This window comes from uncultured Solobacterium sp., assembly GCF_963550625.1.
Lineage (GTDB): Bacteria > Bacillota_I > Bacilli_A > Erysipelotrichales > Erysipelotrichaceae > Bulleidia.
Genome location: NZ_CAUVCV010000001.1, coordinates 307,470 through 330,595, shown reverse-complemented (window position 1 = coordinate 330,595; position 23,126 = coordinate 307,470). Strand labels below are relative to the sequence as shown.

At 37.5% G+C, this 23,126-nt stretch carries 20 protein-coding genes; 3 read left to right on the top strand and 17 right to left on the bottom strand.

Annotation, left to right across the window (positions count from 1 at the left end; all coding sequences use genetic code 11):
• Nucleotide 1: 1 nt before the first annotated feature.
• From RYK16_RS01545 to malQ, 10 genes are all read right to left on the bottom strand, one after another.
• A complete protein-coding gene (locus RYK16_RS01545; RefSeq protein WP_314850304.1) occupies nt 2-769 on the bottom strand; it encodes an HAD family hydrolase in 768 nt (255 codons plus the stop codon).
• An 84-nt stretch (nt 770-853) separates the two neighbouring features.
• Nucleotides 854-1,732 carry a sugar ABC transporter permease gene (locus RYK16_RS01540; protein ID WP_298666815.1) on the bottom strand — a complete coding sequence of 293 codons (879 nt, stop codon included), beginning with the start codon at nt 1,730-1,732 and terminating at the stop codon, nt 854-856.
• A complete protein-coding gene (locus RYK16_RS01535; protein WP_314850303.1) occupies nt 1,732-3,090 on the bottom strand; it encodes a sugar ABC transporter permease in 1,359 nt (452 codons plus the stop codon). Before RYK16_RS01535 ends, RYK16_RS01540 begins: the two co-directional genes overlap by 1 nt.
• An 83-nt stretch (nt 3,091-3,173) precedes the next feature.
• Entirely contained in the window at nt 3,174-4,412 is a 1,239-nt protein-coding gene (locus RYK16_RS01530) for an extracellular solute-binding protein (protein ID WP_314850301.1), read from the bottom strand.
• 120 nt (nt 4,413-4,532) lie between these two features.
• A complete protein-coding gene (locus tag RYK16_RS01525) occupies nt 4,533-5,711 on the bottom strand; it encodes an ABC transporter ATP-binding protein (RefSeq protein WP_314850299.1) in 1,179 nt (392 codons plus the stop codon).
• A gap of 1 nt (nt 5,712) precedes the next feature.
• Nucleotides 5,713-6,744 carry a LacI family DNA-binding transcriptional regulator gene (locus tag RYK16_RS01520; protein ID WP_314112490.1) on the bottom strand — a complete coding sequence of 344 codons (1,032 nt, stop codon included), beginning with the start codon at nt 6,742-6,744 and terminating at the stop codon, nt 5,713-5,715.
• Nucleotides 6,745-6,864: 120 nt separating this feature from the next.
• Nucleotides 6,865-8,634 (bottom strand): MucBP domain-containing protein, encoded by a 1,770-nt coding sequence (locus RYK16_RS01515; protein WP_314850298.1) that lies wholly within the window; start codon nt 8,632-8,634, stop codon nt 6,865-6,867.
• Nucleotides 8,635-8,948: 314 nt separating this feature from the next.
• Nucleotides 8,949-10,208, bottom strand: coding sequence for a cytochrome c biogenesis protein CcdA (locus RYK16_RS01510; RefSeq protein ID WP_314850297.1), 1,260 nt, complete (start codon nt 10,206-10,208; stop codon nt 8,949-8,951).
• Between the two features lie 12 nt (nt 10,209-10,220).
• Nucleotides 10,221-11,063 (bottom strand): undecaprenyl-diphosphate phosphatase, encoded by an 843-nt coding sequence (locus tag RYK16_RS01505; RefSeq protein WP_314850296.1) that lies wholly within the window; start codon nt 11,061-11,063, stop codon nt 10,221-10,223.
• A 14-nt stretch (nt 11,064-11,077) separates the two neighbouring features.
• Nucleotides 11,078-12,541, bottom strand: coding sequence for a 4-alpha-glucanotransferase (malQ, locus tag RYK16_RS01500; RefSeq protein ID WP_314850295.1), 1,464 nt, complete (start codon nt 12,539-12,541; stop codon nt 11,078-11,080).
• 132 nt (nt 12,542-12,673) lie between these two features.
• On the opposite strand from malQ, the gene RYK16_RS01495 reads away from it, so the two are divergent.
• Nucleotides 12,674-14,932, top strand: coding sequence for a glycogen/starch/alpha-glucan phosphorylase (locus RYK16_RS01495; RefSeq protein ID WP_314850294.1), 2,259 nt, complete (start codon nt 12,674-12,676; stop codon nt 14,930-14,932).
• Between the two features lie 9 nt (nt 14,933-14,941).
• Nucleotides 14,942-15,412, top strand: coding sequence for a peptidylprolyl isomerase (locus RYK16_RS01490; RefSeq protein WP_314850293.1), 471 nt, complete (start codon nt 14,942-14,944; stop codon nt 15,410-15,412).
• 81 nt (nt 15,413-15,493) lie between these two features.
• On the opposite strand, the gene RYK16_RS01485 is transcribed toward RYK16_RS01490, so the two are convergent.
• From RYK16_RS01485 to RYK16_RS01465, 5 genes are all read right to left on the bottom strand, one after another.
• A complete protein-coding gene (locus RYK16_RS01485; RefSeq protein WP_006526626.1) occupies nt 15,494-15,784 on the bottom strand; it encodes an HU family DNA-binding protein in 291 nt (96 codons plus the stop codon).
• Nucleotides 15,785-15,946: 162 nt separating this feature from the next.
• Entirely contained in the window at nt 15,947-16,285 is a 339-nt protein-coding gene (locus RYK16_RS01480) for an FMN-binding protein (RefSeq protein WP_298666851.1), read from the bottom strand.
• Between the two features lie 78 nt (nt 16,286-16,363).
• Nucleotides 16,364-17,191, bottom strand: coding sequence for a DNA/RNA non-specific endonuclease (locus tag RYK16_RS01475; protein ID WP_314850292.1), 828 nt, complete (start codon nt 17,189-17,191; stop codon nt 16,364-16,366).
• Nucleotides 17,192-17,232: 41 nt separating this feature from the next.
• The gene (locus RYK16_RS01470; RefSeq protein WP_314850291.1) at nt 17,233-17,931 is read right to left on the bottom strand and encodes a 5'-methylthioadenosine/adenosylhomocysteine nucleosidase; all 699 of its coding nucleotides are present in this window, start codon (nt 17,929-17,931) and stop codon (nt 17,233-17,235) included.
• Nucleotides 17,928-18,407: an S-ribosylhomocysteine lyase gene (locus tag RYK16_RS01465; RefSeq protein WP_314850290.1), complete on the bottom strand. Its 480-nt coding sequence runs from the start codon at nt 18,405-18,407 to the stop codon at nt 17,928-17,930. The genes RYK16_RS01470 and RYK16_RS01465 overlap by 4 nt, the downstream gene beginning before the upstream one ends.
• A gap of 86 nt (nt 18,408-18,493) precedes the next feature.
• Here RYK16_RS01465 and RYK16_RS01460 point away from each other — a divergent pair, with 86 nt between their 5' ends.
• A complete protein-coding gene (locus RYK16_RS01460) occupies nt 18,494-19,687 on the top strand; it encodes a hypothetical protein (protein ID WP_314850289.1) in 1,194 nt (397 codons plus the stop codon).
• Nucleotides 19,688-19,700: 13 nt separating this feature from the next.
• Here RYK16_RS01460 and RYK16_RS01455 read toward each other — a convergent pair whose 3' ends face one another.
• Together RYK16_RS01455 and RYK16_RS01450 are read right to left on the bottom strand one after the other, a co-directional pair.
• Nucleotides 19,701-21,383, bottom strand: a complete 1,683-nt coding sequence (locus RYK16_RS01455; protein ID WP_314850288.1) for an ABC transporter ATP-binding protein — start codon at nt 21,381-21,383, stop codon at nt 19,701-19,703.
• Nucleotides 21,380-23,113: an ATP-binding cassette domain-containing protein gene (locus RYK16_RS01450; RefSeq protein ID WP_314850287.1), complete on the bottom strand. Its 1,734-nt coding sequence runs from the start codon at nt 23,111-23,113 to the stop codon at nt 21,380-21,382. Before RYK16_RS01450 ends, RYK16_RS01455 begins: the two co-directional genes overlap by 4 nt.
• Nucleotides 23,114-23,126: the final 13 nt, after the last annotated feature.

Below are 23,126 nucleotides of genomic sequence, written 5' to 3'. Positions count from 1 at the left end.
CTTATTCTCCTAAAATTTCTAAAATATCCCCTGAAGTAACAATTTTGTACTGGAAGTCTGGATATTCTTGTTGTAACGTTTCTAATTCCTTTTGAATTACTTTTTCTTTACGGTGTGCCGTATTTAATAATATACCAGTTACCCCACACAATGCCGCAACTTGCATATCACTACCTACTTCATTACCAATCATGACACAATCACTCGCATTTAGTTTATGGTCATCGAGTACTTTTTGCATAAATGCTTTCTCTGGCTTACGGATACCGTAATCCGCAGAGATATACATATAATCAAAGTATGGATTTAAATCACAGATACCCATCTCCACTAGCGCAAAAGAGCGCTGTGCATTGGATAGTAAGATAATTTGATGCCCTTGTTGCTTTAATGTTTGTAATGTCTTGATGGTATTGAGGTATGGTTTACAACGTACTCTTGTCAAACGTCTAAACTCTGTTTCCACAAAGAGTAACCAAGTCCCCATATCTTGGACTCGTAATACTTCTTTGTGCATAGGAGCTTCATCATATAAACGTTTGAATACATTTTTAAATTGAATATCAATATATGTATCAGGATGAAGCGCTTCTACACGATCCCACTCTTCTTCATTAAATTTTAAATATGCTTGTTCAAACTGTTCTGGAGTGTAAATTGCACCATAACATGCATACATGTCTGATAATGCTTTCCACACCTTATGATTATGTAATTCCGTATGAATATCAATGAGTGTTCCATACAAGTCAAAGATATATGTTTTCATGTGGTTCCTCCTGATTCATATCTATCATACTACGATTTTACAAAGTAAACGGCAGGACCAAAAGGTTCTACCGTTTTTGTTTTATTATCCTTTAACAGCGCCAGACATTCCTTCAACGTAGAATTTCTGCATGTATACGAATAAGATTGCGATTGGAAGAGAGATAATAACCGCACCAGCCGCAAAGCTTGTGTACCATTGGTTAATATATTCCTTCTGCAACATATTCCATAAACCGATTGCGACTGTAAATTGATCTGCGTTAGCACGAACAATAACTTTCGCAAAGATAAAGTCTACCCATGGAGCGATGAATGAAGTCATAACTGTATAGATAATGATTGGTTTTGATAATGGCATTGTAATTCTTGTGAACACTTGCCATTGTGTAGCACCATCCATAATCGCTGCTTCATCGACAGAACGTGGAATTGTATCAAAGTAACCCTTGGCAATTTGGAAGCCTAAACCAGTACCAGCAGAATATACGATGATAAGTGCTAAACGTACTGCAGAACCTTCTGTTAAACCAAGTGCTTTTAAGATATAGTATTCCGCAATCATAGCCATAAATCCTGGGAATAAACCAAGAATCATCGCTAAGTTCATATATGGCTTACGTAGCTTGAAACGCATACGAGATAAGCTATATGAAACAGATAATACGAAGAATGTTGAAATAATACATGTGAATACCGCAATGATAAGTGTATTTGCAAACATACGTGGGAAGTTTAAGACGTTACGGTCTGTAAATAACTTAATGTAGTTTGCAAGTGTATATCCCTTAGGGAAGAATGTACTTACATAGGATCCCTGTTCAGCTCTAAAGCTAGTTAAGATGATCCAGAAAATTGGTAATACCCATATCGCTGCTAACATTGCTAGAAATACATGAACGAAGAAGTTACCAACACGGCTGGATACGCTCTTTTTATTACGTTTTAGTGTATTCGTACTCATTACATGAACGCCTCCTCATTCTGATAAGACTTCGATCTACGATATGTGATCAATGTGACTGTTGTTAAGATAATGAATGTCAAGATACCGATAACTGCACCTAAGTTATAGTACTGTTGATCGATTGTTAACTTGTACAACCATGTTACGAGCAAGTCTGTTTGACCTGCAGTATCTCCAACATATGTTGGTCCACCACCTGATAAGAGGTAGATAACGTTAAAGTTATTGATATTACCAACAAATGATGTAATCAAATATGGTGTAGTAACAAATAACATGTAAGGAAGTGTAATCTTGAAGAAAATCTTCACTGGTCCTGCACCATCCATACGAGCTGCTTCATAGAGCTCGCCTGGAATGTTCTGTAAGATACCTGTTACCTGTAACATTGTATATGGAATACCAATCCATAAGTTGATTACGATAATTGTGATTCTAGCCCACATCGCATCTGTTAAGAATGGTAGTGGTCCACTGATTAATCCATTATTCTGTAGTAACACGTTGATTGCACCTGATGGTTGTAACATGATATTCATAATCATCAAGGAAATAAACTGTGGTACAGCAATAGACAATACAAAGCAGAAACGCCAGAATCCTTTTGCCTTTGTTTCCTTACGGTTAATGATCATCGCAAGGATCATACCTGTAATGTAGTTTAAGAATGTCGCAACAAGAGCCCAAACAACTGTCCAAGCAAGTACATGCCAGAACTGTCTACCTATGTTACCACTGAAGTTTAATACACGCTTAAACTGTGTTAGTCCATTCCAATCGAACAACTGTAAGTGTTCATCTTCTTTGGAATAGGATGTAAATGCCATACTGATCATATAAACTAATGGCACGATATTGAATACTAAAATACCAACACATGGTAATGTCATCAATGTGATATGTAAGTTTCCATCTAATAGAGACTTCAGATCTTCCTTAAAGGTATTGATGTGTTCATTATTTTCTTTCTTTAGTTGTAGTTTGTATGCATGTTTAATCTGTAATACCCATAATAGGATAAAACCAGCAATAACAAATAGTGCAACAACCCCAAATAAGAGAATGAGCTGTGAGTTATCTCCGGCAGAATATTCGAAAATTTGTTTTGCTTCATTCCATACTTTGCCTTGTGCTTCATCACCCAGTGACGGTAGCATTGATAAAGCATGTATACCAGAAGTAGCCATATATAAGAAGAATGCTACTTCTAGAAGGAATATGAGGCAACCTTTAATTTTCTGCCCTTTCAAAAATATACCAAGTCCCATAAATGGGATGGATAGCTTCGTTTGTAAATCACCTGCTGTTATCGCTTTTAACACTGTGACTTTATCCTGAATCTTTTTATTTTCCATACGATTACCTCAATTCTATAAACGAAGAAGAATGCGGTTAAAATAAGTATCTCAACCACATTCTTTTAATCAGTAATGCAATATTATTGAACGGAAGCAGTGTTCATTGCCTTGTTCATGCTCTCTGTCTTTTCAGCAGCATTTTCATGTGTTACTGTACCGGCAACGATTTCCTTACCCATTGATTCTGCTGGTGTCCAATATTGACCCATGCCTGACTGTAGTGGCTGTACGATTGAAGCAAAGTCCATTGTATCCATCTGTGCCTTAGCCAATGCATCAGAAACTTTCAATGATGTATCTGTAGGAATGATATTACGTAAGTCGTAGTGAGCCTGTTGAGCCTTTGCACTACCTAAGAATGAAGCTAATGCAACTGCAACTTCTGGATTCTTACTTGTTGGGTTAACACCAATAGCCTTAGAACCTGCAAATGCCTTTAACTGAACTTCCTTACCATTTAAGTTGTACTTAGGAGGAGCTACGATACCAACGTTTTCTTCACCTAAAGCTTCAACAACTGCCTTGTAATCCCAAGCACCTGAGAATAATGCGTTGATTGTACCATCAGCTAATGTGCTTGGTGTTAAACCAGCCGCATCCTTGAAGTTAGGATTCTGAACTAAGTCAACTAAGTAATTTGTAACTGCTGTGCCCTTATCGCCACCGAAGTCGATACCAGCCTTAGCATCTGCTCCATTAGCACCGAATAATGTGCATCCGTTAGCTGCATAGAACGCTGCGATATACCAAGAGTTAGAGATTGGGAAGCCAACCTTACCCTTTGTAAGCATTGTATCTAAGTTCTTTACATCATCTTCTGTGAAGACGCGCTTGTCATAGTACATGAACCATGTGTTTGCTGTAAATGGAACACCATATACAGAGTTTTCATAAGTTACTGTGTCAACAGTAATATCGCTGTTGTTCTTCTTGATTGCTTCTACTGCAGATCCACCTAATTCAGCGATTGCGTTAGCCTTTAATAAATCTGGAATCTGGTCGTTTGCGAACATGTAAACGTCAGCTGCTGCTGATGGGTCAGCTGCTACTAATGTCTTCGCATCACCTTCAGGACATACACCTGTTTTGAATGTTAACTTCCATTCTGGGTGAGCTTCCTGGAAAGCATCTAATTGCTTCTTGAGCCAGTTACCCTGTTCATCTGATTGGTCTTCAGATGGTGTCCACACTGTAAGTGTAACATCCTTAGAATCTGAAGCTGTTGTTGTGTTTGATTCCTTCTTGCCGCCGCATCCTGCTAATGCAGAGATACCCATTAAAGCAGCTAAACCAAGTGATACTAACTTTGTACTTTTCATGTTATCCTCCCGAAAAAGTTTGTACATTCGTAAACGTTACTGGAAACGTTTACAATACTATAGTTTTATTTTATGCAAAGCGCTTTCAAATTTCAATATCTTTTTTATGAAATTTTAAAATTAATATTCTAAGTTCTGATGAGATTCTTTACCAAAGAGGTGCATTACATTACCACCAAATGTAAAGTTGATCTTATCGCCAATCTTGAATGTCCTACCACCGAGATCTAATGTTGGAACGATGATAATGCTATCCTTACCGCATGCATTTACGTGTAAGTGGATTGCAGATCCCATCATTTCGCTTACATCAACTGTACCTTCGATTGACTTTCCACTTTCACCACCAAGTGAGATATGTTCTGGACGAACACCTACTGTAATTGGCTGTGGTTGTACATTCTTTTCAGCTAAGATAGCTTGCTTCTCTTCAGAAACTTCCATCACAGCATTTTCTAACTTCACACAGTACTTACCAGCTTCATTCTTTAAAAGTTCACCACTGTAGAAGTTCATCTGTGGCATACCGATAAAGCCTGCTACGAACTCATTGATTGGATGATCGAATAACTGCTGTGGTGTTCCTACCTGTTGGATAACACCATCCTTCATAATAACGATACGATCACCTAGTGTCATTGCTTCTGTCTGGTCGTGTGTTACATAGATAAATGTTGCCTTAATCTTCTGTCTTAGCTTGATGATTTCAGCACGCATCTGGTTTCTTAATTTCGCGTCTAAGTTAGAGAGTGGTTCATCCATCAACAATAACTTTGGATCACGCACAATTGCACGTCCAATCGCAACACGCTGTCTTTGTCCACCGGATAAAGCCTTAGGCTTACGGTCAAGATATGGTGTTAAGTCAAGAATTTCTGCTGCTTCTTCAACCTTTACCTTGATTTCATCAGCTGGAACTTTGTGCATCTTGAGTGGGAATTCAAGATTCTGACGAACACTCATATGTGGATATAGCGCATAGTTCTGGAAAACCATCGCAATATCACGATCCTTAGGAGAAACGTTGTTCATTAACTTTCCATCAATAAACAATTCTCCACGTGTAATGTCTTCTAATCCTGCAACCATTCGTAATGTTGTAGATTTACCACAACCAGAAGGACCTACTAATACAACGAATTCTTCATCGCCGATTTCCAAGTTGAAATCATCAACCGCAACCACACCTTCATCTGTAATCTTTAGGTTCGTTTTCTTTACTTCGCCCTTCTTTTTCTTTTTTACCTCAACACTATTTGGGTAAATTTTTTGGACATGCTTTAGACTTACTGTTGACATCTTACTTTTCCTCCACTGGTTTTTTGATACTAACACTTTCTCCCGCCAATACATGGAATGGAATAATTTCATGTATTACAGGTTTATTATAATTTAATCTTAATAACAAGTCATCTACGCTGCGTTTTGCAAGTTGTACCGCATCTTGTTCGACGGTAGCTAAACGTGGTGTTGTATACCTTGCAAAGTCGATTCCATCGTTACCAATAATCGATATATCTTTTGGAACATTTAACCTACGGTCGTTAATTGCTCGTAGTGCACCAATTGCCACAACGTCACTAACTGCGTAGATTGCGGTAACTTCCGGATAGCGGTCCAATAACTTGATTGTTCCATTATATCCATCCTCAAGTGAGAACTTGCCTGGCACGAATTGCTTGCGTTTATCAAATGGTATCTTGTTTTCTTTAAACGCTGCAATTGCACTTTCTACACGTGTGGAACCAATTGATCCATCCTCAGAGACAGCAGATCCGCATACAATGCCAATCCTTCTGTGTCCTGATCGGATTAAGTATTCCGCTGCTGCACGTGCAGCTTCTCTATCGTCTGTCGTGAAACTGGAGAGATTACTAAACTTCATCCCTGCTGCGCTTTCTGAACATAATACACATGGCACTTTAACACTCGTAAATGATTCACGGAAATACTTTTGATTTCCACCCAAGAAGATAAAGCCCTTTGGTTTCTTCTCGCTACATATACGTATTGCCACTTCAACTTCGTTTTCAAGTTCATCCAAGTAGACAACGGAGACATCTTCCCCACTTTCCTGCAGATAACTTTGCATCTTTTCGACAATGATACTAAAGAAGGCATTGTGCAATCCCTTGATCAAAATCGTAATTGCGGATGCCGCAGATTGCTTTAAAAGTTTCGCATTTGAGTTTGGCTCAAACTTTTCGTCCTTGATTACCTTTTCAATTTTTTTCTTTGCTATCGCACTAACATCAGGATGGTTATTTATAACTCTGGAAACCGTTCCAATGCTATACCCCGATATACGTGCAATATCTTTTATTGTCGTCATTCAAACCCCTTTATACTCGTAACCGTTTACGGAAACGTTTACAGGATACATCAAAATAATATGTTAGCGTTTACAAAGTGTCAAGAGAAAAAACCTTCTTTCGAAGGTTTTTCAACTAGTTTATTTTGATTGTTTGAACTTGCGAATAAAGATAAGGGCTGCGATACAGAACGCTCCGATTCCAACAGCACCATACATCATTACATTTGTCGCATCAGATGTCTTTGGTGTAGGTTTACTTGGTGCTGGTGTAGGCTGTACAGGCACCGGTGTAGGTGTTGGCACATATGTATTTGTAACCGTAAAGCCATCTGTAAGATTGCCTTCCACACTTGCGGTGTAATTTGTGTAAGTATCTTCCGTTACACTGTAATGAATCACATTCCCTTGCATGTCTGTAACTGGCATCGTAACTGTCTCTTTCCAGTTATTTGTTGCGTTTAATACAATTGGACTACCTGTTTCAATTCCATTTGCTAAAACATGCAATGTTACTTCATCTAGTGTATGCGTTGGATCTGCCCAAACTTTCTTTACTTCAAATGTCTTTAGTTGACGATATACAAAGATTACTTCAATCGTTGTATTACCAATGACTTTACCTGTTGCATTAGCTGGCATCTCTACAAGTTCATATCCAGCGATTGTCTTTTCAGCCGCAGTATATGCCGCATTTTCAAGTCCATTTGTAATAACTGTTTCCTGTGGTGCCAGCTCATTACCTGCTTGATCTAAATACTTAGCTACGACGTTACCTCTAGGTGCACGTCTTGCATTTGAACTTAATGTTCCACCATTTACCGTAAGATTATGTTGTGAAGTCTTAGGTGCTTCATTATTAATTTGTGATTTGAGCGCTACAGGAAGGGTGTTATTTGTAACGGTTGAAGTATCCTTTACGATTAGCGGTAAATCTGGTCCTAAACGATATTGTGCCGCAATATTTTCGTCATCCATACTAATGATTTGGACAACAACCTTCGTTGGTTCAATTGAAAGAATCTTTGTCTTTACTCTCCTCTTAGGGAAGAATACTACACCATTTCCATTTGCACGTGTGGCTGCTGTATCAGCTGTCATAAAGCGGAAGTTTTGGGGATTTACCTCAGTACCTACCGCAATACGTGTTGTATCGAATTCAACTTTTCCATCTGTTAGTTCATAAGTTAGAACATCACCTGGCTTTAGTGGTGCACTATCAGGGTTGTTACTGCCTGAGGAATAACCACTTGGTGTTAGAGTTGCAGCACGAATTTCATCTGAGGAGTTTGTCTCTAAGTTGATTGTGCCATCTAACACCAAGAATGTTGGAACTTTATTTTGGAATGTACGCCCTGGAACGTTTTGTGAATTACTCGCTAGTTCTGTTCCATCATAGAGAATCTTCGCTACACGGTTGTAAGCTTGATTCTTAATAAAGTGATTCGAGCGAACGTTTCCACCAATATCAAAGTTAACTTCATCATATTCACCATTGAAAGTAACAGTTAAGTATGTATTCTCAGTATACTCATTGTCATAAGTTGGATTGATGACATCACTAAATGTATCAACATAGTGATCTTCATAATGTACGCTCAATTTACCAATTACTTTTTTCGTACCCGTCGCATCGGTTGTAGTAACATCAAGCCCATTTAATGGGTTAATATTGATGTTTTCAAAATCATAGCGTATGGTATCACCCGCATGAACTTGACCTGTTACTTCAGCGTGGATATTAAATTGGATCTGTGATGAGTAGTCGTTTGCTTGGGATGTCTGTATCGTTGCGGTATTTGTTACAGTAAATCCCGGTGCTGCATTAACACGAATTCCTGTTGTATGAAACAACATTCCTATCGCAAGCACTAAGGCACTTAGCGTGCGGATTAGATTTTTTGCTTTCATTGCCATCTCCTTACGTATCTGATTGATTGAAACTGTTGTGTAAATCTTTTTTTGATTCTTACAAATTCTTCCATTCGTAATCATCTACATACTAGGTATGTACAGCATTTTTTGCATGAAGAAAAAATGTTTACATATATACACATTTATCATAGCCGAACATCAATAAAATAATACTTGTTTCACATCACAAAAAGTCATTCTTAATAGTTACTTAATAATTAGTGTCGTATCTAGATACAAATTATAAAAAGGTGATTCAAAACACGTATGAATCACCTTGTATTCGTTTACACGAATGTGGATACTTTTTACTATTCCTGTGCTGACTTAATAAAGTTACGCAATTGTTCTTCAGATACATAGCCTGGTACATATCCTAAGAATTCACCGGATGGACGAACAACATACGTTGTTGGATAACCACTTACCTTATAAGTTCTTGTCATCTCTAAAGTTGTGTCATAAAGAATTGTAAAGTTATATCCCTTCTTCTTCATGTACTCCTCAACGTCAGAGATAGTACCCTCACCATTCAGGCCAGGAGCCGCAATCATAAGTACTTGAACATCGTCCTTCATCTCATCATTAATCTTCTGTAAACTTCCAAATTCTTCGTTACAGTAATGACACCATGTGCCAAAGAAGTTCATGACAATTGTCTTTCCCTTGTAATCGCTGAGATTATGAACATTACCTTCACCATCCACTAACGCGAAGTTATACTTTTCAATTGCAGTTTGGGAAGAGGCATCTGAATTCTCTTTTGAAGATGTATCTTCCTTGTTTGAAGTGTCTTCTTTTGTAGAAGTATCTTCCTTTGATTTGGAATCATCAACTGTTGTTGTTTCAGCTGGTGCTGAGGAACCACTATTTTGGAGAGCATTCATTGTGCTGAAACCACGGAATAACATAAAGCATCCCATTGCCAAGACAAGAACTCCACTTGCGATACCTGTATACTTCACAACATTCTTATTACGCTTGATTAGATTCAATATTTCTTCTGTAAAGAATCCAATGAGTACGAAGATAACGATGAATCCTAATGCATAGGACGCAATATAGAGCCAACCAAGTCCGTTTGTAGCAGTAGATGCTAGCAAGATTGCTTGTGCCAATAATGGGCCTACGCATGGAGACCATGCAAAACTAAACACAAATCCCAACGCAAATGCTTTGAAGAAAGTCATTCCACCTTCTACACGCATTGTCTTTTGGTGTGTCTGATTCAAGAAAGGAATATTGATAATGTGTAGATTTGCTAGACCAAGGATAACTAGTAATACACCACCTGCAATTTGAAACTGCAATGTGTATTGCTTGAATACTGCTGCTAATGCACTAGATCCAAGTCCTGCAATCACGAACACTGTCGAGATTCCTAAGACGAATCCAATTGTTAGAATGAGTGTTTTCATTCGATCATAACGTACCTGTCCATTCTCGTCTGTCATCATGGAACCATTTGTAAGGTAGCCAATGTATAACGGAACAAGTGGAAGAATACATGGTGAGAAGAATGATAATAACCCTTCTAAAAATAGACCGCCAAGAGTAATAATTTCTTTCATAATACCGCCATTCTATGCTATAAAGCGTGTAATGCAGAGAATCAGGACGATAATTCCGAGAATAATACGATATATGCCAAATACCTTGAAGTCATTCTTACGAATGTAATTCATTAAGGTACGAATCGCAATAATAGAAACGATAAACGAAACCACTGTACCAATGAGTAAAATCATGAGTGGCCAAAAGCCGAATGAGAAGTCTGCTTTGATAATCTTTAAAAGACTTGCGCCAAACATTGCTGGAATTGCCATAAAGAATGAGAACTCTGCAGCTGTTGCACGATTAAATCCTAATAAAGTTGCACCAAAGATTGTACTTCCAGAACGACTAGTCCCTGGAACCAAAGCCAAAATCTGGAACATACCAACACCGAAGGCTTTCTTAGGTGTGATTTGACTAACATGTTCAACTGTAAACTTCTTTTCTCTATTCTCCATCCAAATAAACAAGATACCGTAGAGAATCAAAGTAATACCGATGATATATGGTGCACTCATCACATCGTCAATCCAATCATTCAATAACATTCCTGCTACTAATGGAATGGATGCCACGATAACCATCAGCCATGTATGGTAGATATTCTTTTTCTTAGGCTCTGATACGTTTTTGCCGAGTGGGCATAAACGCTTCCAATACAAAAGCAGTACAGACAAAATACTACCGAACTGAATTACGACCTTGTATACATCCCAGAAGGCTTTGTTTTTTGCAGGATCCGTAAAGACATTCAAAGGCATAAACGTCTGTAATAAAATTAAATGACCTGTTGAACTGATTGGTAGAAACTCTGTTACACCTTGTACAATTCCAAAAATTACAGATTTAATAATATTTAAGATAATATCCATTTTTGTTAACCTTCTTAGTCGTGATTGATACGATCAGCTCGTACTAAGTCTGACTTAATTTGTTTGATACGTTTCGCAAATGCGCGTAAATCTTTCATTCGCCACATCCAGTTTGGAGCACCTACGCTACCAGGCATATTTAAGCGTGCTTGGCTTCCAGCATGGATCCAGTCTGACATCGGAATAATTACCATGTCCGCATTACTATCCAACGAATAGTCAATCACATCATCGACAAAGCTATGCTTGCGATATCCGTGTTTCCATAGGTATTGACGCATCTTTCTTCTTAAAGAAGCAGGTTGTTTGCAATACCAGGAATATGTCGTATCGTTGTCATGAGTCCCAGTATATACCAATAAATGCGTTTTATCTTCTTCCATGCCCTCAGGGTCAAATGTAAATTGAACAATACGCATACCTCTAAACTTATAGTGATCTCTTAATTCCAGTACTTCTGGACGTAAATCTCCTAAATCTTCCGCAACGATAGTTAGGTTTGGATATTGTTTGAATAATGTATCAAATAACTCATATCCAGGCGCTTCAATCCACTCACCTTCAATCGCAGTTGGACAATCTGCTGGAATCTTCCAGTATGTATCAAAGGCACGGAAGTGATCGACTCTAACAACGTCGAACATCTCTCCCATATATGACATACGCTCAATCCAGAATGTGAACTTATCCTTCTTCATAAAGTCCCAGTCGTAGATAGGATTGCCCCATCTTTGTCCTGTCGCTGAGAAGTAATCTGGTGGAACACCAGCGATAAACGTTGGTCTACCATCTTGATCTAATAAGAAGTTTTCACGATGTGCCCAAACATCTGCAGAATCTAGTCCTACATAGAATGGAATATCACCAACCATTTGAATCCCTAAACTATTTGCATACTTTTTAAGTGCATGCCACTGTTGGTACAACACAAACTGCAAGAACATCTGGTATGCAATTTCATCGTCATACTTTGATAAATCTAATTTCTGGTTGATTGGATAATCTTTCTGTTCCTTCTCCCATTCGTTCCAAGGTCTTAAATTGTTCGCAACTTTAAAAGTCTTAAAGATTGCATACTCTTTTACCCAAGGTTTCTTGATAAAAGATTCATATGCCTCATCCTTTTCAAACTTCTGATAGGCACGACGCAAGTACTTATCATGATACTGGCGAACTTCCTCATACTGAATCACATCATCGTTACGATGATAGGAAGGTACCTTCTCTAATAAACCTTGTTGTGCTAAAACATCTAATGATATATAGAGCTCATCAACCGCATAAGATGAATACGGCTGATAAGGTGAATTTCCATATCCTAAAGGGTTTAATGGCAATAGCTGCCAAATGCCCAAACCAGACTGGTGCATCATCTTTACAAAATCATATGCTTCTTTTCCAAAAGTACCACATCCGTGGCGGCCAGGCAGAGATGCGACTGGCATTAAAATTCCTGCTTTTCTCATATTACTATTCATTTAACTCCGCTTTCAGTTTAAATATTAACCCATGACGTAATATTTTTCCATGTCAAGTGAATGGAATTCACTTTTTTCTCATTTATGGTATAGTTGTCTATGGTTTTAATTATTTTGATAAAGGAGATACTCATGACATTAGAGAAAAAACTTGAGTCAAGCTTGAAAAAGCAGATTAAAAATGCCACTGACAGAGAACTTTATGATGCGATTGTTGCTATCGTAAAGGAAGAACAAGACCAACTTAAGAAGATTACAGGTGAAAAGAAGTTGTACTACATCAGTGCAGAATTCCTCATCGGTAAACAGTTAGGTAAGAACTTAATTAACTTAGGTCTATACGATGAATTAGCAAAGTTATTATCTAAGAATGGCAAGTCCATCCGTACAGTTGAAAGTTTTGAAAAGGAACCTTCACTTGGTAACGGTGGTCTAGGTCGTTTAGCTGCTTGCTTCTTAGATTCCATCGCTACATTAAACTTACAAGGTGATGGTGTTGGTTTAAATTACCACCTTGGTTTATTCCGTCAGGAATTCAAAGACAGAAAACAACATGAAATTCCAGATGAATGGTTATACGGTTCTACAGTATTACGCGATACAGATGTATCCTTCCCAGTTGAACTTGCTGGTAAGACATACTACTCACACATGTATGACTTAGATATCATCGGATATAAGACAAACAAGAATACATTACACTTATTCGACTTAGATACTGTTGATGAATCAATCGTTCACGATGGCACAAAGTTCGATAAGAAGAATATCGATAAGAACTTAACCCTATTCCTATATCCAGATGATAGTGATAAGGATGGTCAGTTATTACGTATTTACCAACAGTACTTCATGGTAAGTAACGCTGCTCAATTAATTCTCAAGGAAGAAAAAGAAAAGGGACACAGCCTCAACGATTTAGATAAGTATGTATCTATTCAAATCAATGATACTCACCCTTCTATGGTGATTCCTGAATTAATTCGTTTATTGATGAATGAAGGTATTACATTCCGTAGAGCAGCAGATATTGTCGCTAATACATGTGCATACACAAACCACACAATTCTTGCGGAAGCGTTAGAAAAGTGGCCTCTAGAATATCTACAGGAAGTTGTACCACAGCTTGTTCCAATTATCGGTGGATTAGATTATGCCGTAAATATCGCTTTCAAGGGTGATAAGGAGTTAACAATCATCGATGATAGTCACCGTGTACACATGGCAAGAATGGACATGCATTTCAGCAGTTCCATCAATGGTGTAGCAGCACTTCATACAGAAATTCTAAAACACCAAGAATTAAAGCCATTTTATAACATTTACCACTCTAAGTTTAACAACAAGACAAACGGTATCACATTCCGTAGATGGATCATGCATTGCAACCCAGAACTTGCAAATTACATCGATACATTAATCGGTGATGCATGGCGTAAAGATGCTAGTAAGTTAGAAGACTTATTGAAGTATATCAACGATACAGCAGTACTACAGAAGTTAGATGATATCAAGTATACAAACAAGGTTCGCCTTGCGGATATGATTAAGAAGGAAGAAGGAATTGAAATCAATCCAAGTTCTATCTTCGATATCCAAGTAAAACGTCTTCATGAGTACAAGCGTCAACAGATGAACGCATTATGGGTAATCTATAAGTACCTACAAATCAAGGCAGGTCAAAAGCCAGCTCGTCCTATTACCGTAATCTTTGGTGCAAAAGCAGCACCTGCATACATCATGGCAAAGAATATCATTCACTTAATTATTTGCTTACAAGACTTAATTAAGAATGACCCAGAAGTAAGTCCATACCTCAAGGTTGTTATGTTACAAAACTACAACGTAACTAAGGCAGAAACAGTTATTCCTGCATGTGATATCTCAGAACAGATTTCCCTAGCTTCTAAGGAAGCTTCCGGTACTGGTAACATGAAGTTCATGTTAAATGGTGCTATCACATTAGGTACAAATGACGGTGCTAACGTTGAAATTGGTGAATTAGTAGGTAAAGATAACATCTATACATTCGGACGTTCATCCGATGATGTAATCAAGCTCTATGAAACAAGTGGTTACCACGCAGCGGATTACTACAATAATAGCCAACTCATTCATGCATGTGTAGACTTCATCACAAGTCCTGAACTAATTAAGTTAGGCGACAAGCAGATGTTATCTGACTTACGTGATAACTTAATCAACAAGGACTGGTTCATGACATTACTTGACCTTGAAGAATATTGCAGAGTGAAAGATCAAGTACTAGCTGATTATGAAAATCGTCTAGAATGGAAGAAGAAGTCATTAGTAAATATTGCTAAGAGTGGATTCTTCTCAAGTGATCGTACAATCTTAGACTACAACCGCGATATCTGGCACTTAAAATAGGAGGTTACCATGATCGTAATCGAAATGAATAACGGCAAAGTTATCAAGTTAGAACTTGATGAAACAGCCGCCCCAAAGACTGTTGCGAACTTCAACAAACTTGTTAGTGAAGGTTTCTATGATGGATTATCATTCCATCGTATCATCCCTGGATTCATGATCCAAGGTGGTGATCCTATCGGAAATGGAACAGGTGGTTCCAAGGAAAACATCGTTGGTGAGTTCGCTTCAAACGGAGTTAACAATCCAATCAAGCATACTCGTGGTGTTATTTCCATGGCTCGTTCAATGGATCCAAACTCCGCAAGTTCCCAGTTCTTCATCATGCATGCAGATGCTCCACACTTAGATGGAAACTACGCTGCATTCGGTCATGTTGTAGAAGGTTTAGAAGTAGTTGATGAGATTGCAAATACTCCAACAGACTTCCGTGATAAACCAACAACTCCAGTTATCATCAAGCGTGCATATATCGCTTAAACAATAAAACCTGTGTAATCAAATACACAGGTTTTATTTTTCCTTCATACATAAAAAAGAGCGGTTATCCCGCTCATAAAATTACTTAACTAAGTCCTTTAAAGTCTTGCTAGCCTTGAACTTTGGAGCCTTAGTAGCCTTGATCTTAATCTTTTCGCCTGTAGCTGGGTTTAAACCAGTGCGAGCCTTCTTCTTAACTACTGTGAACTTACCAAAGCCATTTAATGAAACTTCGCCACCCTTCTTGATTGTTGTAGCGATTTCATCAAATACGTAATTAACTGCTTCTCCAGCAGCCTTCTTTGTTAAACCGTATTTTTCTGCTAAATCATCTGCTAATGTCTTCTTTGTAACGACTTTTACTGTTGCCATGCTTATGGCCTCCTTTTATTTTGATAATTTTATTGTAATTGATTTTTATGTATTTTCAACCTTTGAATCTTAAAAAAGTGTTTATTTATGCATGTTTTTCGCATTTTTGATGCGAAATTGTTTATTTTTACAAAAAAAGAAGGCAAATTGCCCTCTTTTTAATTACTTAGCTGCCTTCTTTAAAGCTTCCTTAGCTGCTTCAATGATTGCTTTAGAAGTAATTGTAGCACCAGAAACTGTGTCTACTTCAGCCTTGTTCTGCTTAACGATAGCTGCTGGAACTTCTTCTAAAGCGGCATCAGCGATACCTTTTGTTTCCTTGTTGTCCTTAACTTCTACCTTTTCAATCTTTGAATCTGAAACTGTAACTGCAACTGTAACGTCGCCATTACGTCCTTCAGCTGTTGCTTCATATGTACCGGCGTTGTAAATAGCCTTGGATCCGCAACCTGCTAATGAAAGGATTGTAGCTGCTGCTAAAATGCTCTTAACTAATTTCATGTTCATTTTCTCCTTTAGTCAAATGTATTATACATAATTCTTGATATTTTTGGTATCCATTTATTATTTTTACATAAATTAATCCTGCATAATCAGTTGATGATCACCAGTATGATAATCGATTTTTATATTCGGCTGCACGTTATAACAGAACACATTGAAGCAGATTCCTTCTCCACCATCCTCTATCGAGCGTGCTTCAATTAACACACCTGTTACCACTAGATTATCCTTTTCAAAGATAGGTGTACATCGATACAGCACATGGTTTCCTGTTCGTAAGATATACCATGCTGTCTTATCCTCAAACGGCTGCATCCCTTCCACATTCATATATCGAGTGCCAGTTATCAAATTCTGTACATTCGCATTTTCACCACTTAATTCATACGCAATCAAATGACAGCGATTATACAAATATTTCCCATCAATGAAATCATACTTGGCTAAATGCCAGCCAGTTGGTTTTACCATCGATATTGACCCACGCTTCTCTGTCGGCATCATATCAATGCCTACCATCGCCATCGCTGGACCACAGCGACCAAGATAATCTAATTCACTATACGATTCATATTCATCACTCTTTAATTCTTCTTCTGTAAAGAATGGGATGTTATGATTCACCTCTACGTATGGCGATGATGTATACGCTGGAATATCCGACATTGAAAATGATGCATCACGATTCACTGGAATCGCAGAAAAGAATGCTTCCCATATCATCACTACCGATAATACTAATAAAAGCAGTGATGACAGAATCCGTTTACGATATCGACGAAAAGACTTTTGGTACATCATCTTTGTAATACATATCACTAGATATGCAAATACCAAAAGAAATAATCCAATTGATAGATTTTTTATAAATGACTGCTGGTTATACATACTTGTATTATACACACATCTACCAATCACACTTTAAAAAAAGCGGGAATTCCCGCTTATAAATTCTGTAATACTTGGAAGACTAGATTTGCACAATGCTCAGCCGCCTGTGCTTCAAAATCCTCATAAGATATCGTACTTTCTTCATCTGCTTTATCAGAGATTGCACGTACAATTACAAATGGAACGTGATAGTCCGTCGCAACATGCGCAATTGCACAACCTTCCATCTCACAGCACTTCGCACCAAAGTTAGAAATAATCCAATCTTTCTTTTCTTTTTGTCCTACAAAGATATCCCCACTAGCAACGCGTCCTTCAAAGACTTGAATTTCTGGAGCGACCTTTTGAATACTATCGACAACCAACTTACGTAGAGTTTGATCTGCCGTAAAAGAGATTGTCGTTCTTCCCGGTACCATCCCAACAGGATAACCAAATGGTTCTACACTAAAATCATGATATACCGCATCGGTCGATACAACGATATCTCCAATATTAATTTGATTATCCAAAGATCCTGCAATACCTGTATTTAGAATATGTGTAACATCATACTTTACACACATGGTTGTAGCACAAATTGCAGCATTTACTTTACCAATGCCACATCTTGCGACAACAACTTCTGTATCACCAATTTTTCCTAAACAATATGTGTTATCTCCAACTTGTTCAATCTTATCGATTGTCATGCGTTCTTTGATCGATGTTACTTCCACATCCATCGCACCAATAATACCTACTCTCATCATTCTGCGTACACGAGGTGTGCCTCGTCAATCTCCTTTACTGTATTCTCTAAATAACGATTGGCAAGATACTTTGCCATCGGTAAATTCTGGTCTAAATAGTTACCACAATCACGTGCTTCTGCACCAGGGATAGCTCCCTCAAAGTCACGTACAAATTCGAATAACCCTTTTACAAGTGGAACGATTTCCTTTGAAGTTAAATCCCCTTCGCACAGCAAATAGAAACCTGTACGACAACCCATCGGGCCAAAATAGACAATACGATTTTTCCAAACAGGGTCATTTCTTAGATATGTAGCACCCAAGTGCTCTATTGTATGCATTTCTGCAGTATTCATCACCGGTTCTTTATTCGGTGTTGTCATTCTTAAGTCAAACGTAGTTATCGTCACATCATTAAAATGATCTTGACGAGATACATATATTCCTGGTTCTAAGACCAGATGATTGACTGTAAAACTAGCGATTTTCTCCATAGTAGCCCTCTTCTATTCTATATAAGGTTATATCATACTTAAAAACTTAATGGGAAACTTTCCATAGTCTAAGATATAATAGACTCATGAAGAAATTAATGACAAGATTATTCGCAATTACATGTACACTATTGATTGCCTTAACAACACTATTACCAGCTAACGCTAGAGAAGATGATTTTAATTTAGGTAGAAACCTATATAGTACAAACTATATCTTTCTAGATGCAGATACAGGACAAGTACTAGACGCAAAAAAACAGGACGAACAAATTAGTATCGCATCTCTTACAAAGATGATGACAGTACTTCTAGCTATCGAAAATAGTTCTTCCCTCAATGAAAACATCACGATTACTGATGAAATGCTTGCAGGGCTATACGAAGAACAAGCTAGTGTTGCAGGATATATCAGTGGTGATGTGGCCACTTTACTAGATCTATGTTACGCTGCCGCGGTTCCATCTGCAGCAGATGCCGCAAATGCACTTGCATTACAGATTGGTGGTAGCTTTGAAAAGTTCTATCAGATGATGAATGACAAAGCAGCAGAATTAGGAATGAATCACACTGTCTTCAAGAGTGCCCATGGTCTTGACCGTGATGGCCAATATTCAACGGTTGAGGATATGTCAAAGTTATTACGTTATGCATTACAAAATCCAACCTTCAAAGAGATCTTCTCCACGAAGGAATATACAACCCAAGCCACAACCTATTATCCTTTTGGAATTCCACTTGCTAGTACAATTTGGGCTTATGCGGATACATACGGATATGATTTAACAAATCTATCTGGTGGTAAGACTGGTTATACATTACAAGCCGGTAGATGTATCGCCTACTGGGCAACTGTCAACGATATGAATATCATTGCCGTAACAGCTGGCGCAAGCACTAACGTGGAACAATACTCTAACTTAAGCGATGCACAAACTAGCTTAAAGAATTTATCTTCTTGGCAGAAGAAAACAATTCTGAAAGCCAATGATGTCGTTTCAACAATTGAATATAAATCATTCATGCATACCGCAAATATCGACGTAAAGATGGATAAAGATATTACACTCGATTTACCTGCAAATGCAGAATGTACATACGAAATTGATTTACCAAAGAAATTCTCAGCAGAACTATACGACCAAAATATTCAGGCTACGATTACATTTACAGCCGATCGTAAAGTCATCTATACAAAAACAATCAGTATCACACTACCACGAGAAAAGAATATATTCGGAAGAATCATTCTACATCTACAGAACTTTATAAAAGGTTGATTGCATGTGACAATCAACCTTTTTCGTTTGCTATTCCATCTTTAACTTCAATGATGCGATCACAATGTGTTAGTGTAGATAAACGATGTGAAATCGTTAGAATCATTTTGTCTTTAAATTCCTTCTCTAATGTATAGAGCAGTTCTTTCTCATGCAATACATCTAGAGCACTTGTAGGCTCATCTAAAATAATTACATCCGGTTGTTTTAACATAATACGTGCTAAACCAATTCGCTGTCTTTCACCACCTGAAACACGAGAGCTCATCTGTCCCATATGTGTATCATAACCTTCTGCTAAACTCATGACAAAGTCATCAATACCTGCTCTTTTCGCTGCTAGACGGATTTCATCCAACGTGGCTTCCGGTTTTGCAATAGCGATATTTCCAGCAATCGTATCGTTAAATAGATAGGTATCCTGTTCTAATACCGCAATATGACGATGTAATTCTTCAAATGAGAATTGTTCTAAAGAGATGCCATTGATACAAATATTACCTGTTTGAATCGGATAATATCTTAACAACAATCTTAATATCGTTGATTTCCCAGAACCACTTTCACCGACAATACCAATATGTTCATCATCTCTTACTAACAAATTAAAATTCTTTAAAACTTGGCGTTTTGTTTTTGGATATGTAAATGAAACATCTTCAAAATCAATACGTTCCACCTGATTAATCTTCACGGATTTACTAGGGTTAACAGTCAGTGGATTGGCATCTTCAATCAAGAAGATTCTCTCTGCTGCCGCAAAGGCCTCGAGTAAATGAGAAACAACAAATGTAAGTGAGAATGTAGAAGAGAATGATGCAGTCGCGATAAATGAAATGACGATTGTACCGACTGGATTTCCAATTCCATTTGAAAGTAAATACGCAGACACAATCAATATCATTATTCTACCCAAATAGACAAAGAAATTTGGGGCAGAAGATAATGCTTGTTTATGCATCGTCATCGCATGCATGTCTTTGTTAACTTGATTGTTATACTCCATCACCTTTGCAATCTTCTCATCTTGGGCATTATATATTTGAATATCCTTAATCGCATAGATGTTTTCAAGTATCACTGCCTTTAGTTTTCCTAAGTCTTTACGATATTCTTTGCCGATTCCTCTTCCTAGATATAATCCAACAAGTGGAATAATCACACTTATCATAAGATATACAGGAATGAGTACATACGCATACAAAGGATTAAATTGTAATGCGATGAAAACAGTTGTGACTGGCAAAAGTATTACTGTAAACATCGGCCCGATTGTATGGGCAAAGAAGTACTCTAAGGTTTCAATATCACCTACTGCAATGTTAATCACATTACCTATCTTTTGGTCAATCAGATATGCAGGTGCTAAGCGATTGATAGATGTAAATAAATCTACACGCATCTTTGCTAAAATGCCATACGCACCTAGATGCGAGAATACACCTTCTAAATATCGACAGACTGCGATTAAAAGACCACACACAAACATCATGCATGCATAAAACCATACATTACCATCTGTCATAATATCTGCAGCCCTCATAATCCAAAGTGCGCCGAATCCCATTACGCCCATATGGGATAAATTGCCAATTATACTAGCTAGCGTGGATATGGTAAGATATTTTGCGATTGGCTTTGCTTTCTTGATCAATCTCGATCCTAAAACTGGAATTGAATATGCATATTTCTTCATGCTTGCACCTCCAGTGTATTTTGTTCTTCTACAAGTTCTCGATAAAATCCCTGATTCTGCATAAGTTCATCATGATTACCTATTTCTTCCACAATACCTGCACGTAAAACAATGATTTGATCTGCATTTCGTATCGCAGATAGACGATGTGAAATAATAATGAGCGTGCGCTTCGTCGATAATTTATCAATACAGTCCCATATTATCTTTTCGCTTTCAGGATCAACTGCAGAAGTCGCTTCATCAAAGATGATATACTCCGCATCTGTTAATAATGCCCTAGCAATACCCATCATCTGTTTTTGACCACCAGATAAATTTGAACCAAATTCACTTACCATTGTATCTAAACCATTTGGCATTCTTTGTATATGCTTATCCAAGCTAACTTCGTGTAGCACTTGCCAAAGTTGTTCATCACTTGCGGAAGGATTTGCGAGTAATAGATTGTTCCGTATTGTATCATTAAATAAATTTACTGTTTGTGGGACCATTACAATATATTTCCCAATTTGTTCGCGATTCATGCATGCATAATCTGTTCCATTGAGATATATAGCTCCACTTGAAGGATATATAAACTTCATTAATAATGATGCTATCGTACTCTTCCCACAACCAGATAATCCCACTAATGCTGTTGTCTTCGATTTTTCAATCTTGATATTTATGTTATGTAATACTTCTTTTCTGCCTTCATATGAAAAGGAAACATCCTTTAACAGAATACCTTCTTGATAGTCGTTTTGTTTTTCGGTCTGTTTTATTTTTACAGATTCTACTGCAAGAATTTCTTCTGCACGAGTTGCGGCAGAAACAGCAGTTAATGCATCATGTGTTGCGGACATCAATTGACGAATTGAACCAAAATAACTATATCCCAACAATAAAATCATTAGCACACTGCTTAGATCCATTGTTTTATTTGTTAACGCATTTATCGCAATGAATACACAGAGAAATAATGTAATGTAGATGATACCTTCGGTTACTAGGAATGATGTGAAATTAACCTTCATGAATTCATTAATTTGACGATTCAAATAGTCAGCTTTTTCTCCTAATACTTCCGCATGTTTATCCGATTGATCAAATAGCTTTAACGTTGAAAGCCCACGAATACTATCGAGGTAATACCCTGTCATATCTTCCAGTGATTTCCAATACGATTTTCTAAGTTTCTCAATCCGATAACGGAATACATTATGTAATGGTAATAGCACAAAAGATACTACAAGTAGTATGCATGCAATTAAGATTGAACTTGGATATATCTTTGTAAACAAGTATATTGGCGCAATCACACTAAAGATTAAACTTGGTAAGTAAACGCTAAAGTAAACTTGCATCTGTTCTACACCATCAACAGCTGATGTGATTGCGGAATTTGGACCAATCTTTTCAATATAACCAGCATCGAGCGACATCGTTTTGGTAAATAACTTCTGACGAATAGATGAACGTGCTGCCGCTTGTGCACGGTACTCTAATTCTCCTTGAATCAATTGAAAGACAAAAATCAGTATTGATACAATAATAATCTGAATGACAACACTTCGTATTTCGTCATGCGTGAATGATGGACTCATCATATTTCCCAAGAAATATGAAATACTACTTGCGAAGTTTGTTATCATCACAAGCGAACATACACGTATCACTACTAGTGAAACAATCCATATCCAAAGACCTTTTGTCATCTTTAGTAATGTTTTATCAAGTAATAACATTCTACCTCCTGGT

Bases quoted from the DNA above. Each gene is read 5' to 3' on its own strand.
- RYK16_RS01545 (WP_314850304.1), bottom strand. From the start codon at position 769: ATGAAAACATATATCTTTGACTTGTATGGAACACTCATTGATATTCAT.
- RYK16_RS01540 (WP_298666815.1), bottom strand. From the start codon at position 1,732: ATGAGTACGAATACACTAAAACGTAATAAAAAGAGCGTATCCAGCCGT.
- RYK16_RS01535 (WP_314850303.1), bottom strand. From the start codon at position 3,090: ATGGAAAATAAAAAGATTCAGGATAAAGTCACAGTGTTAAAAGCGATA.
- RYK16_RS01530 (WP_314850301.1), bottom strand. From the start codon at position 4,412: ATGAAAAGTACAAAGTTAGTATCACTTGGTTTAGCTGCTTTAATGGGT.
- RYK16_RS01525 (WP_314850299.1), bottom strand. From the start codon at position 5,711: ATGTCAACAGTAAGTCTAAAGCATGTCCAAAAAATTTACCCAAATAGT.
- RYK16_RS01520 (WP_314112490.1), bottom strand. From the start codon at position 6,744: ATGACGACAATAAAAGATATTGCACGTATATCGGGGTATAGCATTGGA.
- RYK16_RS01515 (WP_314850298.1), bottom strand. From the start codon at position 8,634: ATGAAAGCAAAAAATCTAATCCGCACGCTAAGTGCCTTAGTGCTTGCG.
- RYK16_RS01510 (WP_314850297.1), bottom strand. From the start codon at position 10,208: ATGAAAGAAATTATTACTCTTGGCGGTCTATTTTTAGAAGGGTTATTA.
- RYK16_RS01505 (WP_314850296.1), bottom strand. From the start codon at position 11,063: ATGGATATTATCTTAAATATTATTAAATCTGTAATTTTTGGAATTGTA.
- malQ (WP_314850295.1), bottom strand. From the start codon at position 12,541: ATGAATAGTAATATGAGAAAAGCAGGAATTTTAATGCCAGTCGCATCT.
- RYK16_RS01495 (WP_314850294.1), top strand. From the start codon at position 12,674: ATGACATTAGAGAAAAAACTTGAGTCAAGCTTGAAAAAGCAGATTAAA.
- RYK16_RS01490 (WP_314850293.1), top strand. From the start codon at position 14,942: ATGATCGTAATCGAAATGAATAACGGCAAAGTTATCAAGTTAGAACTT.
- RYK16_RS01485 (WP_006526626.1), bottom strand. From the start codon at position 15,784: ATGGCAACAGTAAAAGTCGTTACAAAGAAGACATTAGCAGATGATTTA.
- RYK16_RS01480 (WP_298666851.1), bottom strand. From the start codon at position 16,285: ATGAAATTAGTTAAGAGCATTTTAGCAGCAGCTACAATCCTTTCATTA.
- RYK16_RS01470 (WP_314850291.1), bottom strand. From the start codon at position 17,931: ATGATGAGAGTAGGTATTATTGGTGCGATGGATGTGGAAGTAACATCG.
- RYK16_RS01465 (WP_314850290.1), bottom strand. From the start codon at position 18,407: ATGGAGAAAATCGCTAGTTTTACAGTCAATCATCTGGTCTTAGAACCA.
- RYK16_RS01460 (WP_314850289.1), top strand. From the start codon at position 18,494: ATGAAGAAATTAATGACAAGATTATTCGCAATTACATGTACACTATTG.
- RYK16_RS01455 (WP_314850288.1), bottom strand. From the start codon at position 21,383: ATGAAGAAATATGCATATTCAATTCCAGTTTTAGGATCGAGATTGATC.
- RYK16_RS01450 (WP_314850287.1), bottom strand. From the start codon at position 23,113: ATGTTATTACTTGATAAAACATTACTAAAGATGACAAAAGGTCTTTGG.